Origin of the sequence: Microbacterium sp. (assembly GCF_031179285.1) — a bacterium.
GTDB lineage: Bacteria > Actinomycetota > Actinomycetes > Actinomycetales > Microbacteriaceae > Microbacterium.
Window position 1 is genome coordinate 22530 of record NZ_JAPSHY010000004.1, and the last position, 20009, is coordinate 42538.

The following is a 20009-nucleotide window of genomic DNA, read 5'->3' on the forward strand; positions in this document are numbered from 1 at the left end:
TCTCTGACCGAGCTAGCCTGGTCGCATGCGACTGCAGGCCTGTCTGAACGGTGCGCGGGGCCGCTTCGAGCACGGACGACTCGCGATCATGGTCGACGCGGTACTCGCGGAGGAGGCCATCGGTGCCGTGTCGGCGGGGGCGCGATCACTGCACGTGCACCCCAAGGACGATCGCGGTGCCGACAGCCTGCGCCCTCGCGATGTCGGAACATGGGTCTCGGCGCTCCGTGACCTCTGCCCCGGCGTCCCGGTCGGGGTGACGACGGGGGAGTGGGGCGCCCCCGACGCCGCCACCCGCTCCGAGTGGGTGGCGGAATGGCTTGTCCTCCCCGATTTCGCATCCGTCAACTGGCATGAAGAGGGCGCCGAAGAGGTCGCGCACCTTCTTCTCGCCCACGGCGTCGATGTCGAGGCGGGACTCTGGAACGCTCAGGCGGCTCGCCGGTTCGCGTCGTCACCGTCGCGCGGAGCATGCTTTCGAATCCTCGTGGAGCTGCCCGATGTCGACCGTGACGAGGTGGGGCGGGCGGCATTCGAGCTGATCGCCGTCGCGAGCGAGGCGGCCCCGCAGGCGGCGATCCTGCTGCACGGCGAGGAGCGTTCCGCCTGGCCGGCACTCGACCTCGCGATCGACCTCGGTCTCGAGACCCGGATCGGTCTCGAGGACACTCTCGTCCTCCCGGACGGCTCGCGGGCTTCGGGCAATCCGGCGCTGGTGACGGCCGCGCTCGGCCGTGCGGGATCCGTGACCCGCTCCCGGTGACGTCGTCGCAGGTCTCGCGTGCAACGGGCGCATACCCGCGCATCCGTGCGCGCACCGCGTCCGCTCTGCTCATCTGCGCATCCACATGCGCAGGAGTTGACCTGCGGCGTACCCTCGAACAGAGAGGAGGATGCCGTGGACGATGAACTGCTGATGGTCCGGGTCGCCGAGCTGACCTACGACGAGAACAAGACGCAGGACGAGATCGGCGCACTCCTCGGCATCTCCCGATGGAAGGTGGGGCGTCTGCTCACGCAGGCGCGGGACCGAGGCATCGTGCGCATCGAGATCGTGCACCCACGAGCCCGCCGGCTCGGACTGGAGCGAGCGCTCTCGGAGCGGTACGGTCTGTCCGACGCCGTCGTCGTGCCCACACCAGACGATGAGCGCAGTCGGCTGGAGCGCGTCGCCCAGGCTGCGGCCGACCACCTCACGGCACTTCGGCCCGTACCGCGCACCCTCGCGGTCAGCTGGGGACGCACGTTGACCGCCGTGGCCGAGGCGCTCCCCGACGGTTGGGCGAACGGCGTCACCGTCGTGCAGCTCAACGGCGGAGTGAGCCTCAATCGCCGCTCTGGAGGAGCCGCCAGCCTGGCGGCGACGATCGCACAGCGGGCCGCCGGCCACGTCGCTCTGCTCCCGAGCCCCGCGATCCTGGAACGCGTGGAGACGAAGAAGGCGATCGAGGCCGACCGCACTGTCGCGGCCATCCTGGAGCAGGCCGCCGACGCGCAGGCATACCTCTTCTCCGCCGGCCCCGCCGACGGCACGTCAGCACACGTCGAGAATGGCTACCTGACGGCCGCTGAGGTCGAGGAGCTCGCCCGCCGCGGCGCCGTCGGCGACGTTCTGGGCCGTTACATCGACGCCGAAGGGAACGTCGTCGACCCGCAACTTGACGCCCGCACCGTCGGTGTGAGACTCGAGCGGCTGCGAACCGCGTCGCACGCGATCTTCGTCACGGCGGGCGCTGCCAAGCACGACATCGCGCGTACAGTCGTGACCTGCGGCCTGTGCAGCGTGCTGGTGACCGATGAGACCACAGCCCGAGCATTGTTGGAGGAACAGTGACGACCAAGGAATTGAGCCGCCGATCCGCGGTGGATGTGCTGGGCGGTGAGCCCGACGACTTGACGCTGCGCCGGTTCCTGCACGGACTCCCGGGCGTCGACGCGGTGGGACTGGAGCAGCGCGCAGCCGGACTCGGTACGCGCTCGATCAAGACGACGTCCAAGGCCTGGGCCCTGGACACGATCATCCGGCTGATCGACCTCACCACGCTCGAGGGAGCGGACACACCCGGCAAGGTGCGCTCGCTCGTGGCGAAGGCGAAGAATCCGGATGCTGCGGATCCGACGTGTCCGAAGGTGGCGGCGGTCTGCGTCTACGGCGACATGGTCGGCGATGCGGTCGCTGCCCTGGGCGACCGGCACGGCGATCCGGACGACGGGCTCATCTCGGTCGCCGCCGTCGCCACCGCCTTCCCGAGCGGCCGCGCCTCGGTAGACATCAAACTCGCCGACACGGCGGAGGCCGTCGCCGCCGGCGCGGACGAGATCGACATGGTGATCGACCGGGGGGCCTTCCTCTCCGGCCGGTACGGTCTGGTGTTCGATCAGATCTCGCGCGTCAAGGAGGCCTGTCGGCGCGCGGACGGCAGCTACGCCTCGCTGAAGGTCATCCTCGAGACCGGCGAGCTGAACACCTACGACAACATCAAACGCGCATCCTGGCTCGGAATCCTCGCCGGCGGCGACTTCATCAAGACGTCGACGGGGAAGGTGCAGCCCGCGGCCACCCTGCCGACCACGCTGCTCATGCTGGAGACGGTGCGCGACTGGCATCAGGCGACGGGTGAGAAGATCGGCGTGAAGCCCGCCGGCGGCATCCGCTCGTCCAAGGATGCGATCAAGTACCTCGTCACGGTCGCCGAGACGGTCGGCGAGGAATGGCTCGAGCCGCACCTGTTCCGCTTCGGAGCGTCGAGCCTGCTCAACGACGTGCTGCTGCAGCGTCAGAAGCTCACCACCGGCCACTACTCCGGCCCCGACTACGTCACGATCGACTAGGACCTCTCATGTCATTCCTGGAATACGCTCCTGCGCCGGAATCGAAGGCGCTGCTGAACCTCAAGGACAGCTACGGGCTCTTCATCGGCGGCGAGTTCGTCGACGGCTCCGGCGACAGCTTCGCCACCATCTCTCCCGCAGACGAAACGCGCATCGCCGAGATCGCGTCGGCGAGCGATGAGGATGTCGATCGAGCGGTCGCCGCGGCGCGCCGGGCATACGAGAAGACGTGGTCGCGGATGAGCGGACGGGATCGGGGCAAGTATCTCTTCCGCATCGCGCGCCTCGTTCAGGAACGCGCGCGTGAACTCGCCGTCGCAGAAAGCCTCGACAACGGCAAGCCGATCAAGGAGAGCCGCGACGTCGACGTTCCGCTCGTCGCGGCGTGGTTCTTCTACTACGCCGGGTGGGCTGACAAGCTGGACTACGCCGGTCTCGGTGCCAATCCGCAATCGCTCGGTGTGGCAGGTCAGGTCATCCCGTGGAACTTCCCGCTGCTGATGCTGGCGTGGAAACTTGCGCCGGCTCTCGCCGCCGGCAACACCGTCGTGCTGAAGCCCGCGGAGACCACCCCGCTCACCGCTCTCATCTTCGCCGAGATCCTGCAGCAGGCCGATCTCCCGGCCGGCGTGGTGAACATCGTCACCGGCGCAGGCTCGACCGGAGCGGCACTGGTCCGTCATCCCGATGTCGACAAGGTCGCCTTCACCGGATCCACCGGCGTGGGGCGCGACATCGCTCGCGCGGTCGCCGGCACGCCGAAGAAGCTGACCCTCGAACTGGGCGGGAAGGCGGCGAACATCGTCTTCGATGACGCTCCCGTCGACCAGGCCGTCGAGGGCATCGTCAACGGCATCTTCTTCAACCAGGGCCACGTCTGCTGCGCCGGCAGCCGGCTGCTGGTGCAGGAATCGATCCACGACGAGGTGATCGACCGCCTGAAGAACCGGCTGTCGACGCTGCGGCTCGGCGATCCGCTCGACAAGAACACCGACATCGGCGCGATCAACTCCGCCACTCAACTCGCGCGCATCCGTGAGCTGAGCGACATCGGCGAGGCCGAGGGGGCGGAGCGCTGGACGGCCGACTGCGTCATCCCCGAGAAGGGCTTCTGGTTCGCTCCGACCATCTTCACGGGCGTCGAGGCCTCGCACCGCATCGCCCGGGACGAGGTCTTCGGACCCGTGCTGTCGGTGCTCACGTTCCGCACGCCCGCCGAAGCCATCGCGAAGGCGAATAACACCCCGTACGGTCTCTCCGCCGGCATCTGGTCGGACAAGGGCTCGCGCATCCTCGCCGTCGCCGATCGGCTGCGTGCCGGAGTGGTGTGGGCGAACACCTTCAACCGTTTCGACCCGTCGAGCCCGTTCGGCGGATACAAGGAATCCGGGTACGGCCGCGAGGGCGGCCGGCAGGGACTGACCGCGTACCTGAAGGGAGCCGCAGCATGAGCAGGCGACTGGCTGTGCCGAAGACCTACAAGCTCGCCATCGGGGGCGCGTTTCCGAGGAGCGAGTCCGGCCGCACGTACGAGGTCGTCTCCCCGAAGGGCGCGTTCCTCGCGAACGCTGCGAAGGGTTCGCGCAAGGATGCGAGGGACGCCGTGGTGGCTGCCCGCGCGGCCGTCAAGGGGTGGTCGGGTGCGACCGCATACAACCGAGGACAGGTGCTCTACCGCGTCGCCGAGGTGCTCGAGGGGCGCCGTGCGCAGTTCATCGACGAGATCGTCGCACAGGAGGGCGGCTCGACGGGTGCAGCGCAAGCACAGGTCGACGCCGCGATCGACCTGTGGGTCTGGTACGCGGGCTGGTGCGACAAGTACGCGCAGGTCGCCGGCAACGCGAACCCCGTCGCCGGTCCCTACTTCAACATCTCCGTCCCCGAACCGACCGGCGTCGTGGCGATCATCGCCCCGCAGGATTCGGCGCTGCTCGGACTGGTCTCGGTCGTCGCTCCGGCGCTGGTCCCCGGCAACACCGTCGTCGTGGTGGCCAGCGAGCGGCATCCGCTGTCTGCGATCAGCTTGGCTGAGGTGCTGGCCACGAGCGACCTGCCCGGGGGAGTGGTCAACGTGCTGACGGGGTCGCCGGCCGAGATCGCGCCGTGGCTCGCCTCGCACCAGGACGTCAACGCCCTCGACCTGGCGGGGGCGGGCGAGCTCGATTGGATCGACCTTCAGGTCGCCGCGGCTGACACGCTGAAACGCGTGCTCGCACCGGGCGAGGTCATCGCCTCGCCGGAACGGATCAATGCCTTCACCGAGGTGAAGACGGTCTGGCACACCAAGAGCGTGCTCTGACCGGATTCCGATCCGACGGGCCCGGTCTGCACATCGCGGGCCGGGCCCGTCGCTCTCATGGCCCGAATCGAGTCCGCGCCAATGCGTCCCGGTGTCGGATGCAGCGGTTAGGCTCAGATGACGATCTCTGGATCCCCGCTAGGAGGACGCGCATGGCCCGCATCGGTGAAAGCGCTGACCTGTTCAAATGCTCGTTCTGCGGAAAGAGCCAAAAGCAGGTGCAGCAGCTCATCGCTGGACCCGGAGTGTACATCTGCGACGAGTGCGTCGAACTGTGCAACGAGATCATCGAGGAGCGGATGGCGGAGTCCTCCGCCGAAGGGGCGACCGAATTCGAGCTGCCGAAGCCGCGCGAGATCTTCTCATTCCTCGAGGAGTACGTCGTCGGCCAGGAGCCGGCGAAGCGCGCTCTCGCCGTAGCGGTCTACAACCACTACAAGCGCGTGCGCGCGCACGGAACTCTCCAGACGGCCGAGCAGAAGGCCGAAGAGGTCGAGATCGCGAAGAGCAACATCCTGCTCATCGGCCCAACCGGTTGCGGCAAGACCTATCTCGCGCAGACCCTCGCGAAGCGCCTGAACGTTCCGTTCGCGGTCGCTGACGCCACCGCCCTCACCGAGGCCGGCTACGTCGGCGAAGACGTCGAGAACATCCTCCTCAAGCTCATCCAGGCTGCCGACTACGACGTCAAGCGCGCCGAGCAGGGCATCATCTACATCGACGAGGTCGACAAGATCGCCCGTAAGGCGGAGAACCCCTCCATCACCCGGGACGTCTCGGGCGAGGGCGTGCAGCAGGCGCTGCTGAAGATCATCGAGGGCACCGTCGCGTCGGTTCCCCCTCAGGGCGGTCGCAAGCACCCGCACCAGGAGTTCCTGCAGATCGACACGACGAACGTGCTGTTCATCGTGGCCGGCGCGTTCGCCGGACTCGAAGACATCGTCTCCTCGCGGGTCGGCAAGCACGGCATCGGCTTCGGGGCTCCGCTTCACGACAAGACGAAGGATCTCGACCTCTTCAGCGAGGTGCTCCCGGAAGACCTGCACAAGTTCGGGCTCATCCCCGAATTCATCGGCCGCCTTCCGGTCGTCACGAACGTCTCGCCGCTGGATCAGGCCGCGCTGATGGAGATCCTCACGGGTCCCCGCAACGCCCTCGTCAAGCAGTACCAGCGCATGTTCGAGCTCGACGGCGTTCAGCTCGAGTTCGACGAAGAGGCGCTGCGGTCGATCGCCGATCTCGCGGTCGAGCGCAAGACCGGAGCGCGCGGCCTCCGCGCCATCCTCGAAGACGTGCTGGGCCCGATCATGTTCGAGATCCCCTCGGCAGACGACGTCGCCAAGGTCATCGTCACCCGCGCCGCGGTCGACGAAGGTGCACCGCCCACGATCATCATGGAGCGCAAGCGCAAGAGCGCGTGAGAACGCGCCCCTCGCCCTGGACGATCCTCTCGAGCGAGACCGTCGTCACCGATCGCTGGATCCAGCTGCGGGCGGATCAGTGCGCGGACTCGAGTGGTCGCACGATCGCGCCCTACTACGTGCTGGAGTACAGCGACTGGGTCTCGGTGCTCGCGCTCGACCGCAACGACAACGCGATCGTCGTCGAGGAGTATCGGCACGGAGCTGGAGTCGTCGCGGTGGGCACGATCGGCGGCGGAGTCGAGACGGGGGAGTCAGCGGTGGATGCCGCAGCCAGAGAACTCCTCGAAGAGACCGGATACGAAGCCTCCGAGATGATCGATCTCGGCGCCACCTGGGCGAACTTCGGCACTCATACGAACCGCGTCCACCACTTCCTCGCGCGAGGGTGTTCGCGAGTGGCCGAGCCCTCGCCGGACGAGAACGAGTCGATCTCCGTGCACGTCCTGTCGCCCGACGGGCTGGGCGATCACCTCGGGCAGAGCTACCACCAGCTCACCTGGTACAAGGCCATGGAGTGGCTGGGGCGCTGACGGTGGCGCCCTGAGGGCGCAACGACCAGCCCCTCGGTCATCACGATGGACGCTGCCGTGCCGCCTGGGCTTCCAGGGGCGCACGGGGAGTGAGTTCGGCGATCAGCACGGCTTCCTCGCGGTGGCGCCATTCCTCGTGGCGGCTGAGTCCGAACCCGAACGGCGCGACCGTCGCCGCCAGCGATTCGACGGAATCGAAGCGCTCGTGATCGACCGGGTACGGGGGAGGCGATCCGGGACCGGGGCGACCCCGGTCCCGGAGGAACGTCGCAGTGACCAGGCAACCTTCCTGACGAAGGAGTCGGCGCCATTCCCTGATCGTCGCCGCCATGTCGGGAATCATGTGGAGCGCCGTGACACAGGTGATGAGGTCGATGGACGCGTCCGGGAGGGGAAGAGACGTGGCATCCGCCTCGATCCAGGTGGCGTTCGTGAGCTTCTCGGATGCCACAGCGAGCATGCCCGGCGACAGGTCGGCGCCGATCAGATCCAACCCGGGTGAGCGTCGATCCAGGAACCTGAGCAGGAGACCGGTGCCCGTCCCGACATCGAGAACCGTCTGCACGCCGGTCAGATCAAGGAAGTCCGCGACCGACGCGGCGAGGGCCTGATGCATGGCGCTCTCGTCATAGTTCGCGGCGCGTTCGTCGAAAGCCTCTCGGATCGATTTCAGCAGGTCCTCACTCATCAGGTTTCCAGGCCTCGGCGCTTGAGCAGCGGTGCGATCTCGGCATCCCGCCCGCGGAAGTCCCGATAGGCCGCGAGCGGATCCTTCGATCCGCCGACGCCGAGCAACCGTGAGCGGAAGCGGTCGCCGTTCTCCCGCCTGAGTCCACCGTTCTCCCGAAACCAGTCGACGGTGTCGGCGTCGAGGACCTCGCTCCAGATGTACGAGTAATAGCCGGCACTGTAGCCGCCGGAGAACACGTGCGCGAAGTAGGGCGAGGAGTAGCGGGTGGGAACGGCGGGATCATCCAGTCCGATGTCAGCGAGCGCGTCGGCTTCGAAAGCGGCGACATCGTCGACCGTGTCGGATGCCGAAAGGCGGTGCCATGCTTGATCGAGCCAGGCCGCAGCCAGGTATTCGCTCGTCGCGTGCCCCTGATTGAACGTCTGCGTCGCCCGCAGCCGCTCCACGATCGCAGCACCCAGCTTCTCGCCCGTCTCGTGGTGCCTGGCGTAGTTGTCGAGCACCTCCGGCCAGAGGATCCACATCTCGTTGACCTGGCTCGGGAACTCGACGAAATCGCGAAACACGTTCGTCCCGGCGAAGTGCGGATAGGTGACGGTTGCGAACAGGCCGTGCAGCGCGTGACCGAACTCGTGGAACAGAGTCGTCACCTCATCGAGTGTGAGCAGGGTCGGCTCCCCGTCGGCCGGCTGCGGGACGTTGAGGTTGTTCACGACGACAGGAGCACTCGCGCGAAGGCGGGACTGGCTCACGATGGAGTTCATCCACGCACCGCCGCGCTTTGTGTCGCGGGTATAGAGATCGAGCACGTAGAGACCCACGGCAGCGCCGTCTTCGTTGTGGACCTCGAACACACGTGCCCCCGGGTGATAGGCGGTCAGATCACGGCGTTCGGTGAAGGTCACCCCGTACAGCCTCGTCGCCGCGTAGAACACGCCGTCGTGCAGCACGCGCTCCGCCTCGAACCATGGCCGAAGCGCGCTCGTGTCGATCGCGTAGCGGGCGGACCGGACCAGCTCGGTGTAGTACGCCCAGTCGTGAGCCTCGACCTCGAACGGTTCGGGCTCGGTCTCATCGACGACCGCCTGCAGCGATTGCTTCTCTGCCGCGGCGTTGCGCGCGGCCGGCACGGCGAGCTCGCGCAGCATCCGCTCGACGGCCAGCGGATTGCCTGCCGTCTCATCCGCGGTGACGTACGCCGCGTGCGAATCGTAGCCGAGCAGTGCCGCACGCTCGGCGCGAAGTCGCGCGATCTCGGTGAGCACCGGGCGGTTGTCGTTGCCGTTGTCCCGCGATCCTCGAGCGCGTGATGCGTCGAGAATCCGGCGACGCGACCCACGGTCTCGCAGCTGAGCCAGGTACGGATGACCGGTGAACAGCGGAAGGGGTACGAGGAAGCGTCCCGCAAGCCCCCGCTCGTCGGCGGCACGCGCGGCCGCGGAGATCTCGCCGGCTGCGAGCCCGTCGAGCTCTTCTGCGGTGTCGAACACCACGGCGAGCTCGTTCGTGTCTGCGAGGAGGTTTCGCTCGAAGAGGTTGCTGAGGGTGGACAGTCGCTGATTCAGTTCGGTCAGACGGGCCTTGGCGGCGTCATCGAGTCTCGCTCCGGCGTGCGACATCTCGCGATGGTGGCGCTCGACGAGATACCGCTGCTCCGCGTCGAGCGGCAGCGAGTCCAACTGTGCGTGGACCTGCTGCACTCGCCGGTACAGCTGTCCGTTCAGCGTGATCGCATCCCGGTGCGCTGCCATCAGGGGCGCCAGTTCCGAGTCGACCTCCTGGATCTGCGGCGTCGCATCGGCGGAACTGACGGTGTAGAACACATGAGCGACGCGGTCGAGCAGCTCTCCCGACCGTTCCAGCGCTTCGATTGTGTTCTCGAAAGTCGGCACCGAACGGACCTTGATAATCCGATCGATCTCGCGTCGATGCTCTTCGAACGCGATACGGAACGCGGGAAGGTAATGCTCGTGACGGATTGCGCTGTAGTCCGGAAGGCCGTGGGGGAGATGTGAGGGCAGCAGCAGGGGATTCGTGGCGTCGGTCATCCTTCGAGCCTAGGGGTGCGCCGTTCGCCGCCGAGTGGGACCAGCGCAGCGCCTCGTCTCCGAACCACACCTTGCGAAGAACTCTTGCAAAGCAGCTCTTGCAAAGAAACTCTTGCAAAGAAGTGTTTGCAAAGGTATCGTTGCGTACATGACGAACGACGAGCAGATCCGCACCCTGGATGCCAGCGCGCTGAAGGCGCTGGCCCACCCTCTGCGGGTACGGATCTTCGACCTGCTGAGCGTGCGCGGACCGCAGACCGCGAGCTCGCTGGCGGCTCTGGTCGGCGAGACATCGGGATCCACCAGCTATCACCTCCGGGCACTTGCGGCACACGACCTCATTCGTGAGGTCGAGGGGCGCGGCACGGCACGGGAGCGCTGGTGGGAGCGACCGAAGGGACGCATCGACTTCCCCGGTCCCGACGACACGATGACGCCATCGAACCGCGCGGCCGCACAGATCGTCACCAGCGAGTTCTTCCGGCTGCGACACGAGACGCTCATGGAGTACGTCAATCGCTCCCAAGCCGATGAGCCGGAGGAGTGGCGCGACGCCGGACTGGTGATCACCACCAGCCTGGATATGACCGCCACGCAGGTTGCGCAGCTGCGCGAGGAGTTGAACGCACTCGTCGACAGCGCCATCGCCCGTTTCCGGGGACAGACGGGGCCCGACGTGCGTCGGATCTCGCTGCGAACCGAGATCTTCGACCTGCCGAGCACCGCGAAGACGAAGACAGCGGAGGGATCGTCCGAATCCCTCGCGACGGAATCGGAGGAATCATGACCAGCGTCACTGTGCACATCACCGCGCCGACCCCGGTGGAGCTCGGCGTCCTTCGCGTGGCCCATCGGCTCACCGCCTTCGTCGAGCAGCGGGTGGAGCGACGAGCCGAACGGCGCCTCATCGCCCTGGACCTGCTCCGCCAACAGCAGACGAGCCGGCACGACCCGCACGCTGTCGATCACGCGCTGGCGCAGCTGGGCCTGCCGGAGCGCTGACCGGGCGACAGTGCTCAGTCCTCGAACGGGCGCGCCACCACCTCGCCCGACGAGGTCTGCAGCACTTCCCATCCGGCGTCGAGTTCGGCTGTCGCGCGGCCTTCGAGCCACGTCAGTGTCCAGTGTCCGCTGAGCCCTCTGGCCTCGACCGCTGCGATGGCGGGGCGCAGGAGCGCAGGCACGGAGGCGGGTGGTTCGGCGCCGGTCGCCCATCGGGTGCCGAGTTGCATCAGGGCTCCTCCGCCGGTGCGAGCTCGATCGCCGTGACGGCGAAGTCCGCGGCCTCGGTGAATTCCAGATCGACGATCCGGCCGACGGCCCGCAGGTCGTCGGCGGCGGCGCGCAGCGCATCGAGCTTCGCCGCCGGCGCGGCGATGGCCGCGCGGGACACCGGCGTCTTCTGCGAAGCCTTCGCCTCCGTCTTCGCCCTCCGGATGCCGATGAGCGCCTCGCTCGCGGCGCTCAGCACGGCGGGGTCACCATCGATCCCCAGGGGATCCGGCCATGCGGCGGTGTGCACCGAGCCCTCCTCGAACCACGACCACGCCTCCTCCGTGGCGAAGGACAGCACCGGTGCGAGCAGCCGCAGCAGCGACGACAACGCCAGACGCAGGGCGAGGGCCGCAGAGGCCTGTCCGACGTCGGCCTGGTTGTATGCGCGCTCCTTCACGAGCTCCAGGTAGTCGTCGCAGAAAGTCCAGAAGAACGCCTCCGTCACTTCGAGCGCACGTGCCTGGTCGTAGTTCTCGAACGCCTTCGTCGCGTCGCGGATCACGCCGTCGAGCGCCGTCAGCATCGACGCATCCAGCGCGTGCGTGACCTGAGCGCCTTCGGGAACCGGGAACGACAGCACGAACTTGGCGGCGTTGAGCACCTTGATGGCAAGGCGGCGGCCGATCTTCACCTGCGTGGGATTCTGCGGGTCGAAGGCGGCGTCCATACCGAGACGGCTGGATGCAGCCCAATAGCGCACGGCGTCGGATCCGTGACTTGCGAGGATGTCTGCGGGGGTGACCACGTTGCCCTTGGACTTCGACATCTTCTTGCGGTCGGGGTCGACGATGAAGCCACTGATTGCGGCATTGCGCCACGGCGCACGGCCGTCTTCGAGAGTCGAGCGGAGCATGGTCGAGAAGAGCCAGGTCCGGATGATGTCCTGCCCCTGCGGTCGCAGGTCGAAGGGAGCGGTGAGGTTCCACAGTTCCTCGTCGCGCTGCCAGCCGGCCGCGAGCTGAGGGGTGAGTGAAGAGGTCGCCCACGTGTCGAGGATGTCGGCCTCGGCATCGAACCCGCCGGGCGCCCCGCGCTGGTCCTCGGTGTAGCCGGCCGGCGCATCGATGGTCGGGTCGATGGGAAGGGCTGCCGCGTCGGGCACGAGCACGCGGTCGTAGTCACGGTCGCCGTTCTCATCCAGCGCGTACCAGAGTGGGATCGGCACGCCGAAGAACCGCTGGCGCGACACCAGCCAGTCGCCCGTGAGACCTCCCACCCAGTTCTCGTAGCGAACCCGCATGAAGTCGGGGTGCCAGGACAGCTCCTTGCCGCGGCCGATGAGCTCGTCGCGCAGGTGCCCGTCGCGCGCACCGTTGCGGATATACCACTGGCGGGTGGAGACGATCTCGAGCGGACGGTCGCCCTTCTCGAAGAACTTCACGGCATGGTTGAAAGGCTTGCCGACAGCGGTCATGTCGCCGGTCTCCTGCAGCTTCTCCACGATCGCCTTGCGCGCGCTGAACACCGTCTTACCCGCGAGGTTGTCGGCATACCAGGAGGCGGCGTCCTGATCGGCGACGGACGACGGTGCCGACGGGAGAAAGCGGCCGTCGAGACCGATCGTGGTCATGTTCGGCAGGTGCTCGCCCCCGGCCGTGCGCAGCTCCCGCCACCAGATGATGTCGGTCACGTCGCCGAAGGTGCAGACCATGGCGGCACCGGTGCCCTTGTCGGGCTGAGCGAGGTGATGCCCGTGGATCTCGATCTCGGCACCGAAGAACGGAGTCTTCACCTTCGTGCCGATGAGGTGTTTGTGAGGCCCGTCCGGGTGCGTCACGATCGCGATGCAGGCCGGCAGCAGCTCTGGCCGCGTCGTGTCGACGGCGATCGAACCGGAGCCGTCCGCGAACGGGAACGCGATGGTGTGGAACGCCGCCTGCTGGTCGCGGTCCTCGAGCTCCGCCTGGGCGATCGCGGAGCGGAAGTCGATGTCCCACAGCGTCGGAGCCAATGCCTGGTACGCCTCACCACGCTCGATGTTGCGCAGGAAGGCGAGCTGGCTCTGCCGGATCGCGTCGTCCGAGATCGTGCGATACGTCTGGGTCCAGTCGACGCTCAACCCGAGCTGGCGGAACAGCGCTTCGAACTGCTTCTCGTCTTCGACGGTCAGGCGCTCGCACAGTTCGATGAAGTTGCGCCGGCTGATCGGCACCTGGTCGGCGGCTCGGCTGGACTTGTTGTCGCCGCCTTCGAACGGGGGAGTGAAGTCGGTATCGTACGGCAGCGAGGGGTCGCAGCGCACGCCGTAGTAGTTCTGCACACGGCGCTCGGTCGGCAGGCCGTTGTCGTCCCACCCCATCGGGTAGAACACCGTCTTCCCGCGCATCCGCTCGAAGCGGGCCTTCACATCGGTGTGGGTGTAGGAGAAGACGTGACCGATGTGCAGGCTTCCGGATGCCGTCGGGGGCGGCGTGTCGATCGAGTAGACGCCCTCGCGTCCCACGGCGGCGGCGCGGACGCGGTCGAACAGATACGTGCCCTGCTCCGACCATGCGGAGTCCCACTTCGCTTCGAGGCCTTCGAGTGCGGGCTTGTCGGGAATCTGGCCGAGCGCCGGTTCGGAAGCAGGCATGGAGGTCTCCTCAAGCGATGTATGCGGCACTGTGTGAGCGTGCCTGAGTGTGGTTGGTGCGCCCAGTCTAACCGGCGGCCGCCACGAGCGGCGGTGACGTCACGAGGAGGTGAGCTCTTCGCGGATCAGGTCGCCGATGTCTCGCATCGCGGCGAGGACGGCATCGCGGCCGTCTTCACCGCGGTTCCAGTTCGCGAGAACCGCGTACGCGATGCGGCGGGTCGGCGACATGACGACTCCCACGTCGGCGCGGACGGTGGACATCGTGCCCGTCTTGTTCCACAGCCAGACCCCGCGATCGTACGCGTAGTGCGCCAGGGGGTCGAGTCCGAAGGCCGAGGCGACCATCGACAGGTCCATTCCGGCGCCCAGCCAGCGCTGCAGAGTATCCGCGGATGATGCGCTGAGATCCTCGGCGCGCACAAGCCGCGAGACGAATCGGACCAACTCCTCCGCTGTCCCGTGCGAGAGGGTGGGCGCGGCGCCGGGCGGACGCGGCCACCGGACGATGTCGTCGAGTCCGGAAGCCGTGTAGCCCAGCGAGCGCGTGTGGTCCTGAACGACCGGCAGGCCGACGACCCGGCACAGGGTGTTGGTGGCTGCGTTGTCGCTGACCGCACCGATGAGAGCTGCGATGTCGTACAGCGACAACTCGCTCGCCTGGAGCAGGTACCACAGCCCAGAGTCGTCCATCCATTCCACCGGTCGGCGCGCGACACGTTCCTCGAGGGAGCGGGTGCCGGCGTCGACCTCGGTGAGCAGGCGGTGAAGGAGGAAGATCTTGCCGACGCTGGCCGTGTTCATCACCGCATCGGGATCGTGGCGGAGCAGCACCCGACCGGAGTCGACGTCGGTCACGAGGATCGACCAGCGGGTGCCGAGGGCCGAAGGCGGGTCGAAGGTGCCCCAGCCGCTCATTTGTCGCCTTCGTGGCGCGGCCGCCCCGTCACATGCGCGCGGATGTGCTCACCGATTGCCCGCATGGCGTCGGTGACAGAAGCGCGCAGGTCCACCGGCGACCGCTTCCAGTTCGCGGCGACGGCGTACGCGACCGCGGCGGCCGAGCCGCTGAGGTGTCCGACGTCGACCCGAGCGAACCCGACGCTGCCGGTCTTGTGCCGGAGGGTCATGCCCTGATACTCGGCCTCGGCATGTGCGAGCGGATCGAGCAGGAACGCGTCGGCGACCATCGATGTGTCGACGTCTGCGCTCAGCCACGACAGCACCCGGGCCGAGATCCCCGGCGAGAAAGCCTCGCCGGCGCCGAGGCGCCGCATCAGATCGGCGAGTTCCGCCGCCGTCCCGTAGGAGGGAGTCCAGGGCAGGTCGGGCGTACGCTCGTTGCGGATGTAGTCGTGCAGCGATGTCTGCTCGTAGCCGAGCGCCGGTGCCACCGCGCGCACGGCGTCGAGACCGCATCGATGGATGAGGGCGTTCGTGGCGAGGTTGTCGCTGACCGCGCCGACGAGGAGAGCCGCATCCTCGATGCAGACGTTCTGATTCTTCATCCGGTACAGCAGCCCGGAGTCCTCGACGCGATGCTCTTCCGGGATCACGATGCTCTCGTCTGCGACAAGAGTTCCCTCCTCCAGGCGACGCGCCACCTCGATCAGCAGGAAGATCTTGCCGATGCTCGCCGTCTCGCACTGCACATGAGGTCCGTGCTCCGCGAGCACGCGGCCGTCGACGGCGTCGACGATGCGCACCGACCATGTCGCGCGCGAATCCAGCGGGGGCAGCGTGATCACGCCGGGACTCCGACGGTCAGGAGAGGTTGCTCACCGGTCGCATCGAGCACACCGTCGACTCCCAGCGGGATGCTGAGCGCGTCGGGATCGTGACCGAATCCCTGCTCCCACAGGACCGGGATGCCGGCATCACCCAGTTCCTCCTGCATGAGGGCCCTCACGAGTGCGGGGTCACCGCACTCGTGCCACGAACCCAGCACGATGCCCGCGGCGGCAGAAAGTCGTCCCGCCCGACGCAATTGCGTCAGGTAGCCGTCCAGGCGATACGGCTCCTCGGTGATGTCCTCGAGGAAGAGGATGCCGCCGGCGGGCGATGCCGACTCCGGCGCGCCGACGGCGGCTGCGAGCAGGCTCAGGTTCCCTCCGCCGAATCGCCCGACCGCGCGGCCGGGAGCCATCACCTCTGTCTTCGGACCGATCAGAGCACGACCACGCCACGGTTCGAACAGCCAGCGATGGACGTCGTCGCGGATCGCGGTGGAGTCGCGGAAGACGTTGGTGCCCGCCATCGGGCAGAACAGCGTCGGTACATCGATGTGGGCGCGAACCGCCTCATGAAGGGCCGTGACGTCGGACGACCCGGTCAGCAGCTTCGGACGCCCGTCCCGGCGCCGAGCCGCCGACCGCATCCGCGTCCAGTCGATCCCGTCCAGCAGACGCAGTGCGCCGTACCCGCCGCGCACCGTGACGACGGCATCCACGTCGGGATCGAGCCAGGCTGCCACGAGATCCGCTCGCCGATCGTCGTCGGGGCCCGCGAGGTAGGAGGCACGCGGATGGGGGGTGAGGACGTGCGCGCCGACCTTCACCCGCAGCCCCCAGTCCTCGTAGTACCCGATCGCGCGTTGCAGGCTCTCTTCGTTTCCGGGGCCTGCGGGAGAGACGAGCGCCACGGTGTCGCCCGGTCGCAGCGGCGCGGTGTCGAGGTACGCCTCGAGTTCCGGTGCGCTCACACCGACCGCTCCTCGATGCGCGGGGCCGCGGCCAGCAGCTGCCGCGTGTACTCGTGCTGCGGGTCGAGCAGGATTTTCTCGGTGCTGCCGCGCTCCACGATCTCGCCGTGGTACATCACTGCGACGCTGTCGGCGATGTTCCACGCCAGACCGAGGTCGTGCGTGATGACCAGCGCCGAGAGCCCCAGCCGACGGCGAAGAGACAGCAGCAGCCCCAGGATCTCGCCGCGCACGGAGGCGTCGAGCGAAGCGACGGGTTCATCGGCGATCAGCATCTGCGGTGAGACGGCCAGCGCACCGGCGATGACGACGCGCTGACGCTGTCCACCGCTGAGCTCCTGCGGGATCGCGGCGAAGTATCGCTCTGGAGGGGTCAGTTCCGCCTCGGCGAGGCTCTGGGTCACCCGCTCGCGTTCGTCGCCGGGATACCGCTGCACCCGCAAGCCCTCGGCGACCGACTCATACACGCTGTGCTTCGGGTTCAGCGCCGCCCATGGATCCTGAAGCACCAGCTGCACGTGCGAGCGGAAGTCGGCCAGCGCGCGGCCCTTGGCCGGGATCCGGGCGCCTGCGAAGAGGATCTCCGACCCCGGGTCGGTCGGCTGCAGTCCCATGAGCGCACGGGCGAGGGTCGACTTTCCGGACCCCGACTGTCCGACGAGCGCCACGATCTCGCCGCGGTGCACCGCGAGATCCACGTCTCGCACTGCGCGCACCGTCTGGCCGCCGCTGCGATACGTGACCGAGAGATTGCGGGCCTCGAGCAGCACCTCATCGCTTCTCGGGGACTCTGGCACCTCGTCGGCGTCTCGTCCGTGCCGGGTGACCGGCGCCAGCCGTGAGGCCGGGTCACCGATGGTCGGGAAGGCGTCCGCCAGTTGCTGCGTATATGGTTCGGCCGGCGCGGTGCAGATCGTGTAGGCGTCTCCCACCTCGACGAGGTCACCGTCGCGCATGATGGCGATCCGGTCGCACGCCGTGGCGAGCACCGACAGATCATGACTGATCATCAGCATCGAGATGCCGCGCTCCGAGACCAGGCGCGAGATCATGTCGAGGATCTGCTTCTGCACGATCACGTCGAGCGCGGTGGTCGGCTCGTCGGCGATGATGATCTCGGGGTCGCACGCCAGGGCCATCGCGATCATCACGCGCTGCTTCTGCCCGCCGGAGAGTTCGTGCGGATAGGAGTCGAATTTGTGCGCCGGCAGGTCCACCACCGCGAGCAGTTCCAGTGCTCGGGCCTTGCGCGCCTTCTCGGTGCGCCATTCGTCCGCGACATGCAGCTCGAGTGCTTCGACGATCTGCCAACCCACGGTCCGCACCGGGTTCAACGAGTGCATCGCCCCCTGGAACACGATCGACGTCTGCGCCCAGCGGACCGCGCGCAGTCGGCCGAAAGACAGGTCTGCGACGTCCTCGTCGCCGAGCATGACCCGTCCGGTCAGTGTGGCGTTGCGGGGCAGCAGCCGCAGCACGCTCATGGCGAGCGTGGACTTGCCCGAGCCTGACTCACCCGCGATCCCGAGCGTGCCTCCGGCGGGCAGCGTGAGCGACACGTTGCGTACGGCGGTGATCTCGTCGCGCTCGGAGCGGACCGCGCGGGCCGACGCGGTGGTCCGGTAGGTGATCGAAACGTCGTCGAAGACGAGGTCGGGCATCAACGGCTCCTCAGGTTCGGGTTCGTGATGTTCTCGATCGCTCGACCCATCAGCGTGAAGGCCAGCACGACGAGGACGATCGCGACGCCGGGCGCGAGGACGTACCACCAGTAGCCGCTCGTCGCAGCCGACACGTCCATGGCGTTCTTGAGGATCGACCCCCATGACTGCAGCGTCGTGTCGCCGAGCCCGAGGAAGGCAAGCGTGGACTCGGCGATGATGGCCGAACCGACGGTGAGCGTCGTGTTCGCCATCACCAGTGGCAGCACGCCCGGGAGAAGGTGCTTCACGATGATGTGCCAGTGTCCGGCTCCCAGAGCGCGTGAACGCTCGATGTAGTCACGTGACTCCACCGACAGGGTCTGCGCGCGGACGACGCGGGCTGTGCCCGCCCACGACGTGAGACCGATCGCGATGATGATCGTCCATACCCCCCGGCTCAGCACGGAGGAGAGGACGATCGCGAGGATCAACGACGGCAGCACGAGGAAGAAGTCGATGACCCGCATCATGAGGGCACCCGTGAAGCCGGTGAAGTGCCCGGCCGAGATCCCGACGAGTGTGCCGATCAGCATCGACATCGCCGTCGCGGCGAGGCCCACGAGCAGGGAGACGCGGGCCCCCCACACCATACGCACCCAGAGTTCGCGCCCCTGATGGTCGGTGCCGAGCGGATGCTCCCAGGACGGGGGAGCGAAGCGCTGAACGTCGACGAGCTTCGTCACATCCAGCATCCGCTCCGGCGCGATCACCGGTGCCCCGATCGCGATCACGGCGACGATCGCGAGGAAGATGAGGCCGATCATGCCGGCGCGGTGGCCGACGAACTGTCGGCAGAATTCGGCGAAGGCGACGCTGCGGCGATGCCAGGCCATGGCACGCGGCGAGCGGAGGCCGGGGGACGTGGAGGTCATGCGCGCCTCACCCTCGGATCGAGCTGGCGGTAGATGAGATCGGCGATGAGATTCATCACGATGATGATCGCCGAGAAGACGACGAAGGTGCCCTGCAGGAGCGGCAGATCGGGCCCCGAGATCGCTTCGAAGGTGAGCTTGCCGAGCCCCGGCCATGAGAAGACGGTCTCGACCGTCACCGCACCGGCGATGAGGCCCCCGATGTGCATGAAGACGAGCGTGACCGTCGGAAGGAGGGCGTTCGGCACCGCGTGGCGACGGCGGACGAGGTCTTCGCGCAGGCCCTTGGCGCGCGCGGTGGTGAGGTAGTCGCCACCCATCTCCTCGAGCAGCGAGCTGCGCATGATCATGAGGTACTGCGCGTAGACCACCGCCACCATCGTGATCACCGGCAGCACCATGTGCGAGATCACATCCAGGACGATGCCGACGGTGTCATCCGGAGGATTCGGTGACACCATGCCGCCGGTCGGGAACCAGTGCAGCGTTCCGCCGAACACCATGAGCAGGATCAGCGCGAGCCAGAAGGTCGGCACCGACCAGAAGACCAGCGACGTGCCGGAGACGATCCGGTCGAACGTCGAGCCGTGCTTCCACGCCGCCTTCTGGCCGAGCCACAGTCCGAGAGCGATCGCGAGGACCGCGGCGGTGCCGGTGAGCAGGATCGTGTTCCAGAAGTACTGGCCGATGAGGTCGGACACCGAGGTGCGGTAGACGTAGCTCGTGCCGAAGTTCAAGGTGAAGACGTTGCCGAGGTAGTCGGAGAACTGTTGCCACAGGGGGCGGTCGAGTCCGAGCTGTTCGCGCAGCTGCTGCGCCTGCTCCGCACTCATGCCTCGCTCTCGGGCGATGGAGGCCACCGGATCGCCGGGCAGGATCTTGAAGGCGAAGAACCCCAGCAGGATGACCATCGCCATGCTGATGGCGGCGCCGCCGAGTTTCACCCCCAGGTAGCGCAGGGCGCTGATGTCCCTGGGCTGCTCCTCGGCCGCCGCGCTCGTGGCGATGGCGGAGGTGGACGGGGGGACCGCGTTGGTCATGGGGTCTCCTTCGACGGCGGAG

Annotated in this window: 19 protein-coding genes; 9 read left to right on the forward strand and 10 right to left on the reverse strand. The window is 67.5% G+C overall.

Features of this window, described 5'->3' with window-relative positions:
* Nucleotides 1-25: 25 nt before the first annotated feature.
* The 7 genes from RIN18_RS03515 to RIN18_RS03545 all read left to right on the forward strand — a co-directional run bounded on the left by RIN18_RS03515 (nucleotide 26) and on the right by RIN18_RS03545 (nucleotide 7085).
* A complete protein-coding gene (locus RIN18_RS03515) occupies nucleotides 26-763 on the forward strand; it encodes a 3-keto-5-aminohexanoate cleavage protein (RefSeq protein WP_309102563.1) in 738 nt (245 codons plus the stop codon).
* A 135-nt stretch (nucleotides 764-898) separates the two neighbouring features.
* Nucleotides 899-1834 carry a sugar-binding transcriptional regulator gene (locus RIN18_RS03520; RefSeq protein WP_309102564.1) on the forward strand — a complete coding sequence of 312 codons (936 nt, stop codon included), beginning with the start codon at nucleotides 899-901 and terminating at the stop codon, nucleotides 1832-1834.
* Nucleotides 1831-2832, forward strand: coding sequence for a deoxyribose-phosphate aldolase (gene deoC, locus RIN18_RS03525; protein ID WP_309102565.1), 1002 nt, complete (start codon nucleotides 1831-1833; stop codon nucleotides 2830-2832). Before RIN18_RS03520 ends, deoC begins: the two co-directional genes overlap by 4 nt.
* Before the next feature lie 8 nt (nucleotides 2833-2840).
* Entirely contained in the window at nucleotides 2841-4283 is a 1443-nt protein-coding gene (locus RIN18_RS03530) for an aldehyde dehydrogenase family protein (RefSeq protein WP_309102566.1), read from the forward strand.
* Nucleotides 4280-5131, forward strand: a complete 852-nt coding sequence (locus RIN18_RS03535; protein WP_309102567.1) for an aldehyde dehydrogenase family protein — start codon at nucleotides 4280-4282, stop codon at nucleotides 5129-5131. The genes RIN18_RS03530 and RIN18_RS03535 overlap by 4 nt, the downstream gene beginning before the upstream one ends.
* 152 nt (nucleotides 5132-5283) lie before the next feature.
* Nucleotides 5284-6552: an ATP-dependent Clp protease ATP-binding subunit ClpX gene (gene clpX, locus RIN18_RS03540; RefSeq protein ID WP_309102568.1), complete on the forward strand. Its 1269-nt coding sequence runs from the start codon at nucleotides 5284-5286 to the stop codon at nucleotides 6550-6552.
* A complete protein-coding gene (locus RIN18_RS03545) occupies nucleotides 6549-7085 on the forward strand; it encodes an NUDIX hydrolase (protein WP_309102569.1) in 537 nt (178 codons plus the stop codon). The genes clpX and RIN18_RS03545 overlap by 4 nt, the downstream gene beginning before the upstream one ends.
* Nucleotides 7086-7125: 40 nt before the next feature.
* Here RIN18_RS03545 and RIN18_RS03550 read toward each other — a convergent pair whose 3' ends face one another.
* Together RIN18_RS03550 and RIN18_RS03555 are read right to left on the reverse strand one after the other, a co-directional pair.
* Nucleotides 7126-7773: a class I SAM-dependent methyltransferase gene (locus RIN18_RS03550; protein ID WP_309102570.1), complete on the reverse strand. Its 648-nt coding sequence runs from the start codon at nucleotides 7771-7773 to the stop codon at nucleotides 7126-7128.
* Nucleotides 7773-9824 (reverse strand): M3 family metallopeptidase, encoded by a 2052-nt coding sequence (locus tag RIN18_RS03555; protein ID WP_309102571.1) that lies wholly within the window; start codon nucleotides 9822-9824, stop codon nucleotides 7773-7775. The genes RIN18_RS03550 and RIN18_RS03555 overlap by 1 nt, the downstream gene beginning before the upstream one ends.
* A 148-nt stretch (nucleotides 9825-9972) precedes the next feature.
* Here RIN18_RS03555 and RIN18_RS03560 point away from each other — a divergent pair, with 148 nt between their 5' ends.
* Together RIN18_RS03560 and RIN18_RS03565 are read left to right on the forward strand one after the other, a co-directional pair.
* A complete protein-coding gene (locus RIN18_RS03560) occupies nucleotides 9973-10611 on the forward strand; it encodes a helix-turn-helix domain-containing protein (RefSeq protein ID WP_309102572.1) in 639 nt (212 codons plus the stop codon).
* Complete coding sequence (locus RIN18_RS03565; RefSeq protein ID WP_309102573.1) at nucleotides 10608-10826, forward strand: hypothetical protein; 219 nt, start codon at nucleotides 10608-10610, stop codon at nucleotides 10824-10826. Before RIN18_RS03560 ends, RIN18_RS03565 begins: the two co-directional genes overlap by 4 nt.
* A gap of 14 nt (nucleotides 10827-10840) precedes the next feature.
* Here RIN18_RS03565 and RIN18_RS03570 read toward each other — a convergent pair whose 3' ends face one another.
* The 8 genes from RIN18_RS03570 to RIN18_RS03605 all read right to left on the reverse strand — a co-directional run bounded on the left by RIN18_RS03570 (nucleotide 10841) and on the right by RIN18_RS03605 (nucleotide 19987).
* A complete protein-coding gene (locus RIN18_RS03570; RefSeq protein WP_309102574.1) occupies nucleotides 10841-11056 on the reverse strand; it encodes a hypothetical protein in 216 nt (71 codons plus the stop codon).
* Nucleotides 11056-13671: a valine--tRNA ligase gene (gene valS, locus RIN18_RS03575; protein WP_309102575.1), complete on the reverse strand. Its 2616-nt coding sequence runs from the start codon at nucleotides 13669-13671 to the stop codon at nucleotides 11056-11058. The genes RIN18_RS03570 and valS overlap by 1 nt, the downstream gene beginning before the upstream one ends.
* Before the next feature lie 99 nt (nucleotides 13672-13770).
* The gene (locus tag RIN18_RS03580) at nucleotides 13771-14589 is read right to left on the reverse strand and encodes a serine hydrolase (protein ID WP_309102576.1); all 819 of its coding nucleotides are present in this window, start codon (nucleotides 14587-14589) and stop codon (nucleotides 13771-13773) included.
* Nucleotides 14586-15419, reverse strand: coding sequence for a serine hydrolase (locus RIN18_RS03585; RefSeq protein WP_309102577.1), 834 nt, complete (start codon nucleotides 15417-15419; stop codon nucleotides 14586-14588). The genes RIN18_RS03580 and RIN18_RS03585 overlap by 4 nt, the downstream gene beginning before the upstream one ends.
* A complete protein-coding gene (locus RIN18_RS03590; protein WP_309102578.1) occupies nucleotides 15416-16372 on the reverse strand; it encodes an LD-carboxypeptidase in 957 nt (318 codons plus the stop codon). The genes RIN18_RS03585 and RIN18_RS03590 overlap by 4 nt, the downstream gene beginning before the upstream one ends.
* Nucleotides 16369-18033 (reverse strand): ABC transporter ATP-binding protein, encoded by a 1665-nt coding sequence (locus tag RIN18_RS03595; protein WP_309102579.1) that lies wholly within the window; start codon nucleotides 18031-18033, stop codon nucleotides 16369-16371. The genes RIN18_RS03590 and RIN18_RS03595 overlap by 4 nt, the downstream gene beginning before the upstream one ends.
* Nucleotides 18033-18947, reverse strand: coding sequence for an ABC transporter permease (locus tag RIN18_RS03600; protein WP_309102580.1), 915 nt, complete (start codon nucleotides 18945-18947; stop codon nucleotides 18033-18035). Before RIN18_RS03600 ends, RIN18_RS03595 begins: the two co-directional genes overlap by 1 nt.
* Nucleotides 18944-19987, reverse strand: coding sequence for an ABC transporter permease (locus RIN18_RS03605; protein ID WP_309102581.1), 1044 nt, complete (start codon nucleotides 19985-19987; stop codon nucleotides 18944-18946). The genes RIN18_RS03600 and RIN18_RS03605 overlap by 4 nt, the downstream gene beginning before the upstream one ends.
* Between the last annotated feature and the right edge of the window lie 22 nt (nucleotides 19988-20009).

What these genes read in the sequence shown, in the direction of transcription:
- RIN18_RS03515 (WP_309102563.1), top strand. Translation starts at nt 26, where the DNA reads ATGCGACTGCAGGCCTGTCTGAACGGTGCGCGGGGCCGCTTCGAGCAC.
- RIN18_RS03595 (WP_309102579.1), bottom strand. Translation starts at nt 18,033, where the DNA reads ATGCCCGACCTCGTCTTCGACGACGTTTCGATCACCTACCGGACCACC.
- RIN18_RS03580 (WP_309102576.1), bottom strand. Translation starts at nt 14,589, where the DNA reads ATGAGCGGCTGGGGCACCTTCGACCCGCCTTCGGCCCTCGGCACCCGC.
- RIN18_RS03600 (WP_309102580.1), bottom strand. Translation starts at nt 18,947, where the DNA reads ATGACCTCCACGTCCCCCGGCCTCCGCTCGCCGCGTGCCATGGCCTGG.
- RIN18_RS03550 (WP_309102570.1), bottom strand. Translation starts at nt 7,773, where the DNA reads ATGAGTGAGGACCTGCTGAAATCGATCCGAGAGGCTTTCGACGAACGC.
- clpX (WP_309102568.1), top strand. Translation starts at nt 5,284, where the DNA reads ATGGCCCGCATCGGTGAAAGCGCTGACCTGTTCAAATGCTCGTTCTGC.
- valS (WP_309102575.1), bottom strand. Translation starts at nt 13,671, where the DNA reads ATGCCTGCTTCCGAACCGGCGCTCGGCCAGATTCCCGACAAGCCCGCA.
- RIN18_RS03530 (WP_309102566.1), top strand. Translation starts at nt 2,841, where the DNA reads ATGTCATTCCTGGAATACGCTCCTGCGCCGGAATCGAAGGCGCTGCTG.
- RIN18_RS03605 (WP_309102581.1), bottom strand. Translation starts at nt 19,987, where the DNA reads ATGACCAACGCGGTCCCCCCGTCCACCTCCGCCATCGCCACGAGCGCG.
- RIN18_RS03535 (WP_309102567.1), top strand. Translation starts at nt 4,280, where the DNA reads ATGAGCAGGCGACTGGCTGTGCCGAAGACCTACAAGCTCGCCATCGGG.
- RIN18_RS03555 (WP_309102571.1), bottom strand. Translation starts at nt 9,824, where the DNA reads ATGACCGACGCCACGAATCCCCTGCTGCTGCCCTCACATCTCCCCCAC.
- RIN18_RS03570 (WP_309102574.1), bottom strand. Translation starts at nt 11,056, where the DNA reads ATGCAACTCGGCACCCGATGGGCGACCGGCGCCGAACCACCCGCCTCC.
- RIN18_RS03560 (WP_309102572.1), top strand. Translation starts at nt 9,973, where the DNA reads ATGACGAACGACGAGCAGATCCGCACCCTGGATGCCAGCGCGCTGAAG.
- RIN18_RS03565 (WP_309102573.1), top strand. Translation starts at nt 10,608, where the DNA reads ATGACCAGCGTCACTGTGCACATCACCGCGCCGACCCCGGTGGAGCTC.